Here is a 14552-nt window from a genome sequence, read left to right on the forward strand (position 1 = left end):
ATACACAGCCTTACGATGAATAATCGGGGCAAATGCAAAATATTATTGCCGTATAGGGATAATCCTAAATGTCAGACAACCGCTGGGAAGGGATCGACGAGTTCGTCGCCGTTGCCGAGTGCAGCCAATTCACCGCGGCGGCTGAACGTCTTGGGGTTTCTTCCTCCCATGTCAGTCGACAAATCGTACGCTTGGAAGAGCGTCTTCAGACGCGGCTGCTGTACCGCAGCACCCGTCGGGTTACGCTGACCGAAGCCGGACAAACCTTCCTGCAACATTGCCAGCGTTTGCAGGATGGACGCGAAGAAGCGTTGCGCGCGGTCGGCGACCTGACCAGTGAACCCAAGGGCATGCTGCGCATGACCTGCGCCGTGGCGTACGGCGAGCGGTTCATCGTGCCGTTGGTGACCCGGTTCATGGGGCTCTATCCGCAGCTTCGAATCGACATTGAGCTGAGCAATCGCCAACTCGACCTGGTTCATGAAGGCCTTGACCTGGCGATCCGCCTCGGCCGCCTGCAAGATTCGCGGCTGGTGGCGACACGTCTGGCACCACGACGCATGTACCTATGCGCGTCACCGTCCTACCTGGAACGGTATGGTCGGCCACACAGTTTGTCGGAACTGAGCCGGCATAACTGCCTCATCGGCAGCTCGGACCTCTGGCAACTGGAACAGAACGGCCGGGAATTTTCCCAGCGGGTGCAGGGAAATTGGCGTTGCAACAGTGGGCAAGCGGTACTGGATGCGGCGCTACAAGGGGTGGGGTTGTGTCAGTTGCCGGACTATTACGTGCTGGAGCATTTGAACAGCGGCGCGTTGATTTCGCTGCTGGAGGCACATCAACCGCCGAACACGGCGGTGTGGGCGCTTTATCCACAGCAACGGCATCTGTCGCCGAAGGTGCGCAAGTTGGTGGATTATTTGAAGGAAGGGTTGGCCGAGCGGCCGGAGTATCGGGGCTAGATACGCTCGCGTATTGTCAGTGACAGGTTTGTTGAACAGACGACCGCCTTCGCGAGCAAGCCCGCTCCCACATTTGATCTCGGGTGGATGCGGGTTCTGGGACCGACGCTATTTCAATGTGGGAGCGGGCTTGCTCGCGAAAGCAATCTGATAGACACCACAGCACTCAGCGGCGATTGGCCCAACGCTGGCGCAACCACTCCAGATCTTCGGGGCGCGTGACTTTGAGGTTGTCGGACCGCCCTTCGATCAGACGCGGAGCCAAACCCGCCCACTCCATCGCCGAAGCTTCATCAGTGATCACCGCATCGGCCACCAGACTGTCGGCCAATGCCCGATGCAACGCGCCGAGGCGAAACATCTGCGGCGTATAGGCTTGCCAGATCACGCTACGATCCACGGTTTCAACAACACGACCGTGCTTATCGACCCGCTTCAAGGTATCGCGCGCCGGGACCGCCAGCAGTCCGCCGACCGGATCATCCGCCAGTTCACTCAGTAACTTATCGAGATCATCACGCGCCAGGTTCGGCCGTGCGGCGTCATGCACCAACACCCAATCCTCATCATCAGCGCCCAGCGCGTGCAAATGCAGCAACGCATTGAGCACCGACCCGGAACGCTCTGCGCCACCCTCAACCCGCTGAATACGAGGGTCAGAGGCACAGGCCAGGTTCGGCCAATAAGGATCATCAATTGCAAGACTGACCACCAACCCCTTCAGGGCAGGATGATCAAGGAAACAGCCGAGGCTGTGTTCGAGAATAGTGCGCCCGCCCAGTTGCAAGTATTGCTTGGGACGGTCCGCGGCCATACGGGCACCAACGCCCGCGGCAGGAATCACGGCCCAGAAGGCCGGTAACGACTGGATCATTGAGCCAACTGGTAAAGGGTTTCACCATCCTTGACCATGCCCAACTCATGACGAGCCCGCTCTTCAACGGTCTCCATGCCTTTTTTCAACTCACTGACTTCGGCGTCCATGACCCGATTGCGTTCCAGCAACCCTTCATTCTCAGCGTGTTGATCCGCGATCTGCTGAGTCAGCTCGGCCACTTGCGCCAGACTGCCATTTCCCACCCACAGGCGGTACTGCAGGCCAGCCAGCAGCAGAAGCAAGATGAGGAACAACCAATTGGGACTGCGCATCGAAATCAGGTATCCAGTGAAAAAAGACAGCCATGCCAAAACTATGAAGCTTCTGATAGCACGAAGCCTGGAAGACCCAGGCTTGTGCTTATAAGGCATCAGATTAGTGGCAAAACCGTCGCTGTCGCGATTTTTTCGACACAATCCGGTGTCTTTTTACTATTTACCACTCAGCCGCGGAACTCGCTGCGGCCGTTGTACTTGGCTTTGCCATTCAACTGCTCTTCGATACGCAGCAGCTGGTTGTACTTGGAAACGCGATCGGAACGGCACAGGGAGCCGGTCTTGATCTGGCCAGCCGCGGTGCCCACAGCCAGGTCGGCAATGGTCGAATCTTCGGTTTCGCCGGAGCGGTGCGAGATGACGGCGGTGTAACCAGCGGCCTTGGCCATCTGGATGGCTTCCAGGGTTTCGGTCAGGGTGCCGATCTGGTTGAACTTGATCAGGATCGAGTTGGCGATCTTTTTATCGATGCCTTCTTTCAGGATCTTGGTGTTGGTTACGAACAGGTCGTCGCCTACCAGTTGGATTTTCTCGCCGATCTTGTCGGTGAGGATTTTCCAGCCAGCCCAGTCGGACTCGTCAAGGCCATCTTCAATGGAGATGATCGGATAACGCTCGGTCAGGCCTTTCAGGTAGTCCGCGAAACCTTCAGCGGTAAACACCTGGCCTTCGCCGGACAGGTTGTATTTACCGTCTTCGTAGAATTCGCTGGCGGCGCAGTCCAGTGCCAGGGTCACGTCGGTGCCCAGCTTGTAACCGGCGTTGGCCACAGCTTCGGAGATCACTTTCAAAGCGTCTTCGTTGGAAGCCAGGTTCGGCGCGAAACCACCTTCGTCACCAACAGCAGTGCTCAGGCCACGGGCCTTCAGCACAGCTTTGAGGTGATGGAAAATCTCGGTGCCCATGCGCAGACCTTCCGAGAAAGACTTGGCGCCAACTGGCTGAACCATGAATTCCTGGATGTCGACGTTGTTATCGGCGTGCTCGCCACCGTTGATGATGTTCATCATCGGAACCGGCATCGAGTAAACACCCGGGGTGCCGTTCAGGTTGGCGATGTGAGCGTACAGCGGCAGGTCCTGGTCCTGTGCTGCTGCCTTGGCCGCAGCCAGGGAAACGGCGAGGATCGCGTTGGCGCCCAGGGAACCTTTGTTTTCAGTACCGTCGAGCTTGATCATCGCGTGATCGAGCGCTTTCTGGTCGCTTGGGTCTTTACCCAGCAGCAGGTCGCGGATCGGACCGTTGATGTTGCCTACGGCTTTGAGTACGCCCTTGCCCAGGTAACGGCTCTTGTCGCCATCACGCAGCTCGAGCGCTTCACGCGAGCCAGTGGAAGCACCGGACGGCGCGCAAGCACTACCGATGATGCCGTTATCGAGAAGCACGTCCGCTTCGACGGTGGGATTGCCACGGGAGTCGAGAACTTCACGACCTTTGATGTCGACGATTTTTGCCATTGTTGTAAACACTCCAAAGTTGACGAAAACGACGCAGCTAGAGGAAATCTTTTACCGTCGGCAAGTGATGTGCAGCGGGCAGGCTTGCGGACGATAAGGCTCAGGCCCGGGGGCCTGAACATTAATTCGTGCGGTACTTTACCGGAGAATTGAGGATTACGCGGTTTCTACCGTCGGAAAACTCTTAACCAGTTCGTCCAAAGCTTTGAGCTGGGCCAGGAATGGCTCCAGTTTGTCCAGACGCAAGGCACAAGGGCCGTCGCATTTGGCGTTGTCCGGGTCAGGGTGGGCTTCAAGGAACAGGCCCGCCAACGACTGGCTGATGCCGGCCTTGGCCAGGTCGGTGACCTGGGCGCGACGACCGCCAGCGGAATCGGAGCGACCGCCGGGCATTTGCAGCGCGTGAGTCACGTCGAAGAACACCGGGTATTCGAACTGCTTCATGATGCCGAAGCCGAGCATGTCGACGACCAGGTTGTTGTAGCCGAAGCTCGAACCACGTTCGCAGAGGATCAACTGATCGTTACCCGCTTCCACGCACTTGCTCAGGATATGTTTCATCTCGTGCGGTGCGAGGAACTGGGCTTTCTTGATGTTGATCACCGCGCCGGTCTTGGCCATCGCGACCACGAGGTCGGTCTGGCGCGACAGGAAGGCTGGCAGCTGGATGATGTCGCAGACTTCAGCGACGACCGCAGCCTGTTCAGGCTCGTGGACGTCGGTGATGATCGGCACGCCGAAGGCTTGCTTGATGTCCTGGAAGATCCGCATGCCCTCTTCCAGGCCGGGGCCACGGTAAGAGGTCACGGAGGAACGGTTAGCCTTGTCGAAACTGGCCTTGAACACGTAAGGGATACCGAGTTTCTCGGTGACCTTTACGTATTCTTCGCAGACCTGCATCGCCATGTCGCGGCTTTCCAGCACGTTCATGCCACCGAAAAGCACCATTGGCTTGTCGTTGGCAATCTCGATATCGCCTACACGGATGATCTTCTGCGCCATCGGATTTATGCCTTCTTCTGGTGTTGAGTCAGCGCTGCTTTGACGAAGCCGGTGAACAACGGGTGACCGTCGCGCGGTGTCGAGGTGAACTCAGGGTGGAACTGGCAAGCGACGAACCATGGATGATCCGGGGCTTCAACCACTTCTACCAGCGCGCCATCACCGGAACGACCGGAGACTTTCAGGCCGGCCGCCATGATTTGCGGCAGCAGATTGTTGTTCACTTCGTAGCGATGACGGTGACGCTCGACGATCACGTCCTTGGCGTAGCAATCGTGAACCAGCGAACCCGGCTCCAGCAGGCAGTCCTGTGCGCCAAGGCGCATGGTGCCGCCCAGGTCGGACGTTTCGGTACGGGTTTCGACAGCGCCGGTGGCATCTTCCCACTCGGTGATCAGACCCACGACCGGGTGACCGCTGGCGCGATCAAATTCGGTGGAGTTGGCGTCCTTCCAGCCCATCACGTTACGAGCGAATTCGATCACGGCCACTTGCATGCCCAGGCAGATGCCCAGGTACGGAACCTTGTTTTCGCGAGCGAATTGAACGGCAGTGATCTTGCCTTCCACGCCGCGCAGACCGAATCCGCCCGGTACGAGGATCGCGTCGACACCTTCCAGCAGCGCGGTGCCCTGGTTTTCGATGTCTTCGGAATCGATGTAGCGCAGGTTGACCTTGGTGCGGTTGCTGATGCCGGCGTGACTCATCGCTTCGATCAGCGATTTGTAGGCGTCCAGCAGTTCCATGTACTTGCCGACCATGGCGATGGTGACTTCGTGCTCAGGGTTGAGCTTGGCGTCGACCACGGCTTCCCACTCGGACAGATCAGCGCCGCCACATTGCAGGCCGAAACGCTCGACAACGAAATCATCCAGGCCCTGGGAGTGCAGAATGCCCGGGATCTTGTAGATGGTGTCGGCGTCTTCCAGCGCGATCACCGCACGCTCTTCAACGTTGGTGAATTGCGCGATCTTGCGACGCGAGGAGATGTCGATCGGGTGATCGGAGCGGCAGACCAGCACGTCTGGTTGCAGGCCGATGGAACGCAGTTCCTTGACCGAGTGTTGGGTAGGCTTGGTTTTGGTTTCGCCGGCAGTGGCGATGTACGGCACCAGCGTCAGGTGCATCAGCATCGCGCGCTTGGCGCCGACTTCGAAGCGCAATTGACGGATCGCTTCGAGGAACGGTTGCGACTCGATGTCGCCGACGGTGCCACCGATCTCGACCATGGCCACGTCGGCATCGCCGGCGCCCTTGATGATCCGGCGCTTGATTTCGTCGGTGATGTGCGGAATCACCTGGATGGTTGCGCCCAGGTAATCACCACGGCGCTCTTTGCGCAGGACGTGTTCGTAGACACGGCCGGTGGTGAAGTTGTTGTTCTGGGTCATGGTCGTGCGGATGAACCGCTCGTAGTGACCCAGGTCCAGGTCGGTCTCGGCGCCGTCGTGAGTGACGAACACTTCACCGTGCTGGAACGGGCTCATGGTGCCCGGGTCAACGTTGATGTACGGGTCCAGCTTCAGCATGGTGACCTTAAGTCCCCGCGCCTCCAGGATGGCCGCCAATGAAGCCGAGGCAATGCCTTTCCCCAATGAAGAAACAACACCGCCCGTGACGAATATGTAGCGCGTCATGAAAAACCCTAGAAGTCTGCGTTAAAGCGGTCCGAGCCGCCGGGGAAAGCGAAGGAAGGCCGAAGCCCCCGATCACCTGCATTAATCACAGTGCATCTTTCAAAAAAACCGCCGCGTTGGGACAGACCGGGAGATGAAACACCGGTGCGTTGCTCGCTACACATTTTTTGGAATCGCCCAGCAAAGACTGCTTGGTAATCGGCAACTCCTGCAATTCAGGCGAATCCACAGAAGTTGTATCAAGAAGGGAGCGTAGTCTACCGGAAAGCCCCTTTCAGCTCAAACCTTGATCTTCGTTCGGTGGCTGCCACTGTAAATCCCAGCCGTCCCGCGCACTGCCGTTTAACCCCCGCAGCCCCGCCACCGCCAGCAAATGATCACCTCGATAGAGCAGCGGCAATCTGCCACGGGCAAACGGCGGAACACCGCGTTCATTGAGCAAACGCTTGAGGTCGCGGTGCCCGCGATCGGCCAGATCCATGACCTCGCCTCCCTCACGATAGCGGATATGCAACGGGCCATAGGGGATTTGGCCGTTCAGCGTGAGCCGGCCATTTTCCGGCAAAAAAAGTGGCAACGTGGGGTCGGCCCATTTACCAGCAACCGGTGGCGTACGCAGCCAGACACCGGACAACCACCAGATACGCCCGCTCGCCCGGTGTAATTCACCGTCCGCCAGTCGCCAGATGGGACAGGCATCGCCAGTGGCATCACGAAGATTTTGCCAACCCGACCAATGGTCACTGTCCGGCAGACGTGTCCGCGTCGTCAGCCAATGACTCAAGGCATTGCGTTGACGCGGGCTGGACAGCTTTTCCAATGGAGCCAGCGCGAGGGAAGGCACTCCCAGCCAATCGAACTCACAGCTGCTGCCGGCCTCGGCCAGATCGATCTGCGCCAACTCATCAAGTAACCCTTGGGCCTCGCGTAAATGTGCGGCGCTACGAGCCATGGTCGCCACCGCTTGCGGCCAACGTACGGCCAAGACCGGGAACACCTGATGTCGCAGATAATTGCGCGAGAACTGCCGATCCTGGTTCGAGGGGTCCTCGATCCAGCTCAATTGATGCTCGGCGGCATACGTTTCAAGCTCGGCCCGAGTGACATCCAGCAGCGGTCGAAGCAAATGCCCAGGCCCCAACGCTCGCTCAGAAGGCATCCCCGCTAACCCTTTGACCCCGGCCCCGCGCAACAAGCGAAACAACAGGGTTTCCGCCTGATCGTCACGGTGCTGGGCAGTCAGCAGTACTTCATTGGTTTGGGTCGCCTCGATGAAGGCGCCATAACGCGCCTCCCGGGCGGCACGCTCAAGGCTGGCGCCGGGTTGAACCTGGACGCGAACAACCTTAAGCGGCACTCCCAGCGCATCACACATCGACTGACAGTGTTCCGGCCACGCATCAGCCACAGCCTGAAGACCGTGATGGACATGGATGGCTTTGAGCGTCGGCAGGGATTCGGTTTTTGCGAGATAAGCGAGAAGGTGCAACAGGACGGTGGAGTCGAGGCCACCGGAGAAAGCGATGCGCCAGGTTTTGGCGTTGCGCCAAGGTTTGAGATTCAGCAGGAGCCTGGCAGGAAGATCAATCATGGACTGACTCATATCGATCACTTCACGCAAATCAAATGTGGGAGCGGGCTTGCTCGCGAAAGCGGCTCAACATTCAACACATTGGTTGCCTGTTATACCGCTTTCGCGAGAAATCCCGCTCCCACATTGAAGCCGAGGTCAGATCAGAGACCGTAGCTCATCAGTCGCTCGTAACGACGCTTGAGCAGCGCTTCGTTGTCGAACTTCTTCAGCATCGCCAGTTGCGAGCTCAGCTCGGCGCGGATCGATGCAGCGGCAGCAGCCGGGTCGCGGTGGGCGCCGCCCAAAGGCTCGCCGATCACTTTGTCGACGATGCCCAGGCCTTTCAGGCGCTCGGCGGTGATGCCCATGGCTTCAGCGGCATCCGGTGCTTTCTCGGCGGTTTTCCACAGAATCGAAGCGCAACCTTCCGGCGAAATCACCGCGTAGGTCGAGTACTGCAGCATGTTCAGTTGATCACAAACGCCGATCGCCAACGCACCACCCGAACCACCTTCACCGATCACGGTGGCGATGATTGGGGTTTTCAGGCGTGCCATGACACGCAGGTTCCAGGCAATCGCTTCGCTCTGGTTGCGCTCTTCGGCGTCGATACCAGGGTAAGCACCCGGGGTGTCGATGAAGGTCAGGATCGGCATTTTGAAGCGCTCGGCCATTTCCATCAGGCGGCAGGCCTTGCGGTAGCCTTCCGGACGCGGCATGCCGAAGTTGCGGCGAACCTTCTCGCGCACTTCACGGCCTTTCTGGTGACCGATGATCATTACTGGCTGGTCGTCCAGACGGGCGATACCGCCAACGATGGCAGCGTCGTCAGAGAAGTGACGATCGCCGTGCAGTTCGTCGAACTCGGTGAAGATGTGTTCGATGTAGTCCAGGGTGTACGGGCGGCGCGGGTGACGCGCCAGACGCGCGATCTGCCAGCTGGTCAGCTTGCCGAAGATGTCTTCGGTCAGCGTGCTGCTTTTGTCCTGCAGGCGGGAAATCTCATCGCCGATATTCAGCGAATTGTCATTACCGACCAAGCGCAACTCTTCGATCTTGGCTTGCAGGTCGGCGATCGGCTGTTCGAAATCTAGAAAATTCGGGTTCATAGGCGTCCGTCTTGGGTCGACATCCAAGAGAGCTTGGGCCGGCCGGTTGTCTATTCGCGCCCTACCTTAAGGGAGAGGCGCGTTCAGGTCGAGATTAAAAATTGAGTCGAGATCAGGCCATGCTCTTAATGGTAAAGAATGCCACCTGACCGTCAACGGTATTGGAGGAAGACGTTGTCTCGCCCGAACTGGTCACGCAGAGCTTGAATCAAGGCATCCGCCGGGTCGATTCGCCAGGTCTCGCCGAACTGCAGCAAGGCCTTCGCATCGGGACTGGTGTATTCCATGGTGATCGGACACGCACCGCGGTGACGCTTGAACAGCTCACCGAGCCAGCGTAGCTGATCGCCCTTCAAATCCTGGGTCTGCAGCTTCAAGCGCAGGCTTTCGGCCAGGTTGGTGCGCGCATCTTCCATGCTCATCACCCGCTTGACCCGCAGCCGCAGGCCGCCAGAGAAGTCGTCGTTGCTGACTTCGCCTTCGACCACCACCATCGCATCGGTCTGCAACAGCGACTGCGCGGAATGGAATGCCTCGGCGAACAACGACGCCTCGATCCGGCCCGAGCGGTCGTCGAGGGTAATGAAACCCATCTTGTCGCCCTTTTTGTTCTTCATGACCCGCAGGGCGATGATCATCCCCGCGACAGTCTGGGTATCGCGCGCCGGTTTCAGGTCGATGATGCGCTGGCGGGCGAAACGGCGGATCTCGCCTTCGTATTCGTCGATCGGGTGACCGGTCAGGTACAGGCCCAAGGTGTCTTTCTCGCCCTTCAGGCGTTCCTTGAGGGTCAGTTCCTTGGCCTTGCGGTGATTGGCGTAGACATCGGCGTCTTCTTCGACGAACAAGCCGCCAAACAGATCGACGTGACCGCTGTCTTTGGTACGCGCGGTTTGTTCGGCTGCCTTGATCGCCCCTTCCATGGCATTCAGCAAGACCGCCCGGTTACGGTCGATGTTGGCCTGGTAGGCTTTCTGCTCGTCATGGAAGTAAGGACCGAGACGATCCAGCGCACCGCTGCGGATCAAACCGTCCAGGGTCCGCTTGTTGATACGCTTGAGGTCGACACGGGCGCAGAAGTCGAACAGATCCTTGAACGGACCCGCTTGACGCGCCTCAGTGATCGCCTCCACCGGACCTTCACCCACACCTTTGATCGCGCCGAGGCCGTAAATGATCCGGCCTTCGTCGTTCACCGTGAACTTGAATTCCGAAGTATTCACATCCGGCGCGTCGAGACGCAGCTTCATGGTGCGAATTTCTTCGATCAAGGTCACGACCTTGTCGGTGTTGTGCATATCCGCCGACAGTACCGCGGCCATGAACGGCGCCGGGTAGTGGGTTTTCAGCCACGCCGTTTGGTATGACACCAGGCCATAAGCAGCCGAGTGAGATTTGTTGAAACCGTAACCGGCGAATTTTTCCACCAGGTCGAAAATGTTACCGGACAGGTCCGGATCGATGTTGTTAGCGGTGCAGCCTTCAATGAAACCACCGCGTTGCTTGGCCATTTCTTCGGGTTTTTTCTTACCCATGGCCCGACGCAGCATGTCCGCACCACCGAGGGTGTAACCGGCCATGACCTGGGCAATCTGCATCACCTGTTCCTGATACAGGATGATGCCGTAAGTCGGCGCCAATACCGGCTTGAGGCCTTCGTACTGGTAGTCCGAGTGCGGGTACGCCAGTTCAGCGCGACCGTGCTTACGGTTAATGAAGTCGTCAACCATGCCCGATTGCAGCGGGCCCGGACGGAACAGGGCCACGAGTGCGATCAAGTCTTCCAGGCAGTCGGGCTTGAGCTTTTTGATCAGCTCTTTCATGCCCCGGGACTCGAGCTGGAACACCGCCGTGGTTTCGGCTTTTTGCAGCAGCGTGTAGGTCGGTTTGTCGTCCAGCGGGATGAACGCGATGTCCAGTGGCGGCTCATCAACCTTGGCGCGATCGCGGTTGATGGTTTTCAGCGCCCAGTCGATGACCGTCAGGGTCCGCAGACCGAGGAAGTCGAACTTCACCAGACCGGCAGCCTCAACGTCGTCCTTGTCGAACTGGGTTACCAGGCCATCACCGGCCTCGTCGCAATAGATCGGCGAAAAGTCGGTCAGCTTGGTCGGCGCGATGACAACACCACCGGCGTGCTTACCGACGTTACGTACAACGCCTTCGAGCTTGCGGGCCATTTCCCAGATTTCGGCAGCCTCTTCATCGACCTTGATGAAGTCACGCAGGATCTCTTCCTGCTCGTAGGCTTTTTCCAGGGTCATGCCGACTTCGAACGGAATCATCTTCGACAGACGATCCGCCAGGCCGTAGGACTTGCCCTGCACCCGCGCAACGTCACGCACCACCGCTTTGGCGGCCATGGAACCGAAGGTGATGATCTGGCTTACCGCGTTGCGGCCGTATTTCTCGGCCACGTATTCAATAACCCGGTCACGCCCGTCCATGCAGAAGTCGACGTCGAAGTCGGGCATCGATACCCGTTCCGGGTTAAGGAAACGTTCGAACAGCAGGTCATATTCCAGTGGATCGAGGTCGGTGATCTTCTGTACATAGGCCACCAGCGACCCGGCACCCGACCCCCGACCCGGACCTACCGGCACGCCGTTGCTCTTGGCCCACTGGATAAAGTCCATCACGATCAGGAAGTAACCGGGGAAGCCCATCTGGATGATGATATCCAGTTCGAAATTCAGCCGATCAACGTAGACCTGACGCTTGGCTTCGTAGTCTTCGGTGGTGTCCTTGGGCAGCAGAACGCTCAGGCGTTCTTCCAGGCCATCGAAGGACACCTTGCGGAAATACTCGTCGATGGTCATGCCATCGGGGATCGGGAAGTTGGGCAGGAAGTGCTTGCCCAGCTTCACTTCGATGTTGCAGCGCTTGGCGATCTCGACGGTGTTTTCCAGCGCCTCGGGAATATCGCTGAACAGCTCGGCCATTTCCTCGGCGCTTTTGAGGTACTGCTGATCGCTGTAGTTCTTCGAACGCCGCGGGTCGTCGAGGGCCCGACCCTCACCGATGCAAACGCGGGTTTCGTGGGCCGCGAAGTCTTCCTGTTTGATGAAGCGCACATCGTTGGTTGCGACCAGCGGAGCGCCGATTTTCTCGGCCAGGGCCACGGCGCCGTGCAGTTGCTCTTCATCGTTGGGGCGGTTGGTGCGCTGGATTTCCAGATAAAAGCGATCCGGGAATACCGTCATCCATTCGCGAGCGAGGGTTTCCGCTTCAACCGGATTGCCGCTAAGCATGGCCAGGCCGATTTCGCCTTCCTTCGCCGCCGACAGCATGATCAAGCCTTCGCTGGCTTCGGCCACCCACTCGCGCTCGATGATGATCGAGCCGTTGCGCTGGCCGTCGATGAAGCCGCGGGAAATCAGTTCGGTGAGGTTGCGATAACCCACGGCGTTCATCGCCAGCAGGCTGATCCGGCTCAGGGCATTATCCGGATCCTTGTTCGACAGCCACAGGTCGGCGCCGCAGATAGGCTTGATGCCCGCGCCCATCGAAGCTTTATAGAATTTGACCAGGGAACACATGTTGTTCTGGTCAGTGACCGCCACGGCAGGCATGTTCATGCCGACCAGGGTCTTGACCAGCGGTTTGATCCGCACCAGACCGTCGACCAGGGAGTATTCAGTGTGCAGGCGTAGATGAACGAATGAAGCCGGCATAGTGATCCTGTCTGTAAACGTGAAAACAACAAGGCCCGGAAATCCGGCGTTTAAAGCTACTGCGCTTGGTAATCCAGCGTTGAACGGCAACTCGAAATGCTCATTGACTAACGTCAACTCCGCTTTCTCGCTGCCGTTCGCCTTGTCTTACCTGCGCTCGTGACGCTTTAAATCGCCGGATTGTACCGGGCCTTGGAAAAAACATCAGCCTCGCGACTAACTCTCGATCAGACTTTCCCGCGCCTCGTAAGCCAGGCGGACCGGGGCGAACGAGCGGCGGTGAATCGGGGTAGGCCCCAAACGTGCCAAGGCTTCCAGATGAACGGGCGTCGGGTAGCCTTTGTGGCCACCGATCCCGTAACCCGGGTAAATCAATTCGAATGCGGCCATTTCACGGTCGCGACTGACCTTGGCCAGGATCGACGCGGCGGCGATGGCCGGCACCTTGCTATCGCCCTTGACCACGGCTTCGGAGCGCATGGACAGTTTCGGGCAGCGGTTGCCGTCGATCATCGCCAGTTTCGGCTGAATGTGCAGGCCTTCGATGGCGCGCTGCATGGCCAACATCGTGGCATGCAGGATGTTCAGTTCGTCGATTTCTTCGACTTCGGCCCGAGCGATGCACCAGCTCAAGGCCTTTTCGCAGATTTCGTCGTAGAGCTTTTCGCGGCGGGCTTCGGTGAGCTTCTTCGAGTCGTTCAGCCCCAGGATCGGCCGGTTCGGGTCGAGGATCACCGCAGCGGTGACCACGGCGCCGCAGAGCGGGCCGCGACCGACTTCGTCGACACCGGCAACCAGCTCTTCCAGTTCGGCGACCAGTGTGAAGTCGAGGCCCATCTGCATAGTTTTGCTCATTGTATTTTGCCGATCAGGTTCAGTACGGCATCTGCCGCCTGGTTGGAGGCATCCAGACGCAGGGTCCGGTGAATTTCATCGAAGCCGCGAGTCTGCTCTTCGCCACCCTCGATCAACGGAGACAAGGTCTGGGCCAGGGCTTCCACGGTCGCATCGTCCTGCAACAACTCAGGCACCAACAGGCGCTGGGCCAGCAAGTTCGGCAACGAGACGTAGGGGCTTTTGACCATGCGCTTGAGAATCCAGAACGTCAGCGGCGCCAGGCGATAGGCAACCACCATCGGGCGTTTGTACAACAACGCTTCAAGCGTCGCCGTTCCGGAGGCGATCAACACCGCATCGCAGGCTGCCAGGGCCAGATGAGACTTGCCATCGAGCAGGGTCAGCGGCAGATCGCGCCCGGCCAGCAGCTCTTCGAGCTGGGCACGGCGTTCGGGGCTCGCGCATGGCATGACGAACCGAATGCCGGGACGCAGGACCTGCAGGCGCTCGGCGGTATCAAGGAACAACGCACCGAGACGGCCCACTTCACCACCACGGCTGCCAGGCATCAGCGCGACTAACGGACCGTCTGGCAAACCCAGTTCGGCCCGCGCCGCCGCGCGATCGGCTTCAAGCGGAATCGCATCAGCCAGGGAATGCCCGACAAACCGCACCGGCACGCCCTTCTCTTCGTAGAATTTGGCTTCGAACGGGAACAGCGTCAGCATCAGGTCGCAGCCTTCGCGAATCTTCAGCACCCGCTTCTGCCGCCAGGCCCAGACCGACGGGCTGACGTAATGCACAGTCTTGATCCCGGCCTGACGCAGCTTGAGTTCGATATTGAGGTTGAAGTCCGGGGCATCGATGCCGATGAACACGTCCGGTTTCTCGGCGATCAGGTCCGCGACCAGCTTCTTGCGCCGAGCCAGCAGCTCACGCAATCGACCCAGCACTTCCACCAGGCCCATGACCGAAAGGCGTTCCATAGGGAAGTACGAGGTCAGACCTTCGGCCTGCATCAGCGGACCGCCGACACCAATGAACTCCACCGCCGGGTGCTGCGCCTTGAGTGCACGCATCAGACCGGCGCCCAGAATGTCACCGGAAGCCTCACCCGCTACCAGCGCAATACGCAGATTAGCCATG

Annotated in this window: 11 protein-coding genes; 1 reads left to right on the forward strand and 10 read right to left on the reverse strand. The window is 58.9% G+C overall.

What is annotated here, in order from left to right; genetic code table 11:
* The first annotated feature begins 68 nt into the window (after window positions 1–68).
* Complete coding sequence (locus AC1MEW_RS31400; RefSeq protein ID WP_201201103.1) at window positions 69–965, forward strand: LysR family transcriptional regulator; 897 nt, start codon at window positions 69–71, stop codon at window positions 963–965.
* 166 nt (window positions 966–1131) lie between these two features.
* Here AC1MEW_RS31400 and ispD read toward each other — a convergent pair whose 3' ends face one another.
* From ispD to lpxB, 10 genes are all read right to left on the reverse strand, one after another.
* Window positions 1132–1839 (reverse strand): 2-C-methyl-D-erythritol 4-phosphate cytidylyltransferase, encoded by a 708-nt coding sequence (gene ispD, locus AC1MEW_RS31405; protein WP_322270626.1) that lies wholly within the window; start codon window positions 1837–1839, stop codon window positions 1132–1134.
* Window positions 1836–2114, reverse strand: a complete 279-nt coding sequence (gene ftsB / locus AC1MEW_RS31410) for a cell division protein FtsB (protein WP_201195494.1) — start codon at window positions 2112–2114, stop codon at window positions 1836–1838. Before ftsB ends, ispD begins: the two co-directional genes overlap by 4 nt.
* 170 nt (window positions 2115–2284) lie before the next feature.
* Complete coding sequence (gene eno / locus AC1MEW_RS31415) at window positions 2285–3574, reverse strand: phosphopyruvate hydratase (RefSeq protein ID WP_201201094.1); 1290 nt, start codon at window positions 3572–3574, stop codon at window positions 2285–2287.
* Between the two features lie 156 nt (window positions 3575–3730).
* Window positions 3731–4576 (reverse strand): 3-deoxy-8-phosphooctulonate synthase, encoded by an 846-nt coding sequence (kdsA, locus tag AC1MEW_RS31420; protein WP_092272409.1) that lies wholly within the window; start codon window positions 4574–4576, stop codon window positions 3731–3733.
* Window positions 4577–4581: 5 nt separating this feature from the next.
* Entirely contained in the window at window positions 4582–6213 is a 1632-nt protein-coding gene (locus tag AC1MEW_RS31425) for a CTP synthase (RefSeq protein ID WP_201201093.1), read from the reverse strand.
* A 274-nt stretch (window positions 6214–6487) separates the two neighbouring features.
* Window positions 6488–7816, reverse strand: a complete 1329-nt coding sequence (tilS, locus tag AC1MEW_RS31430) for a tRNA lysidine(34) synthetase TilS (protein WP_480424784.1) — start codon at window positions 7814–7816, stop codon at window positions 6488–6490.
* Window positions 7817–7947: 131 nt separating this feature from the next.
* Window positions 7948–8895 (reverse strand): acetyl-CoA carboxylase carboxyltransferase subunit alpha, encoded by a 948-nt coding sequence (locus tag AC1MEW_RS31435; protein ID WP_201201085.1) that lies wholly within the window; start codon window positions 8893–8895, stop codon window positions 7948–7950.
* 152 nt (window positions 8896–9047) lie between these two features.
* Entirely contained in the window at window positions 9048–12569 is a 3522-nt protein-coding gene (gene dnaE, locus AC1MEW_RS31440; RefSeq protein WP_201201083.1) for a DNA polymerase III subunit alpha, read from the reverse strand.
* Window positions 12570–12785: 216 nt separating this feature from the next.
* On the reverse strand, window positions 12786–13412 hold the full coding sequence (rnhB, locus tag AC1MEW_RS31445) for a ribonuclease HII (protein ID WP_201205153.1): 627 nt from the start codon (window positions 13410–13412) through the stop codon (window positions 12786–12788).
* Window positions 13413–13420: 8 nt separating this feature from the next.
* A complete protein-coding gene (lpxB, locus tag AC1MEW_RS31450) occupies window positions 13421–14551 on the reverse strand; it encodes a lipid-A-disaccharide synthase (protein WP_322270624.1) in 1131 nt (376 codons plus the stop codon).
* Between the last annotated feature and the right edge of the window lies 1 nt (window position 14552).

The sequence above is a fragment of the Pseudomonas sp. ASL4 genome (assembly GCF_056680395.1).

What these genes read in the sequence shown, in the direction of transcription:
- AC1MEW_RS31400 (WP_201201103.1), top strand. Translation starts at nt 69, where the DNA reads ATGTCAGACAACCGCTGGGAAGGGATCGACGAGTTCGTCGCCGTTGCC.
- ispD (WP_322270626.1), bottom strand. Translation starts at nt 1,839, where the DNA reads ATGATCCAGTCGTTACCGGCCTTCTGGGCCGTGATTCCTGCCGCGGGC.
- ftsB (WP_201195494.1), bottom strand. Translation starts at nt 2,114, where the DNA reads ATGCGCAGTCCCAATTGGTTGTTCCTCATCTTGCTTCTGCTGCTGGCT.
- eno (WP_201201094.1), bottom strand. Translation starts at nt 3,574, where the DNA reads ATGGCAAAAATCGTCGACATCAAAGGTCGTGAAGTTCTCGACTCCCGT.
- kdsA (WP_092272409.1), bottom strand. Translation starts at nt 4,576, where the DNA reads ATGGCGCAGAAGATCATCCGTGTAGGCGATATCGAGATTGCCAACGAC.
- AC1MEW_RS31425 (WP_201201093.1), bottom strand. Translation starts at nt 6,213, where the DNA reads ATGACGCGCTACATATTCGTCACGGGCGGTGTTGTTTCTTCATTGGGG.
- tilS (WP_480424784.1), bottom strand. Translation starts at nt 7,816, where the DNA reads ATGAGTCAGTCCATGATTGATCTTCCTGCCAGGCTCCTGCTGAATCTC.
- AC1MEW_RS31435 (WP_201201085.1), bottom strand. Translation starts at nt 8,895, where the DNA reads ATGAACCCGAATTTTCTAGATTTCGAACAGCCGATCGCCGACCTGCAA.
- dnaE (WP_201201083.1), bottom strand. Translation starts at nt 12,569, where the DNA reads ATGCCGGCTTCATTCGTTCATCTACGCCTGCACACTGAATACTCCCTG.
- rnhB (WP_201205153.1), bottom strand. Translation starts at nt 13,412, where the DNA reads ATGCAGATGGGCCTCGACTTCACACTGGTCGCCGAACTGGAAGAGCTG.
- lpxB (WP_322270624.1), bottom strand. Translation starts at nt 14,551, where the DNA reads ATGGCTAATCTGCGTATTGCGCTGGTAGCGGGTGAGGCTTCCGGTGAC.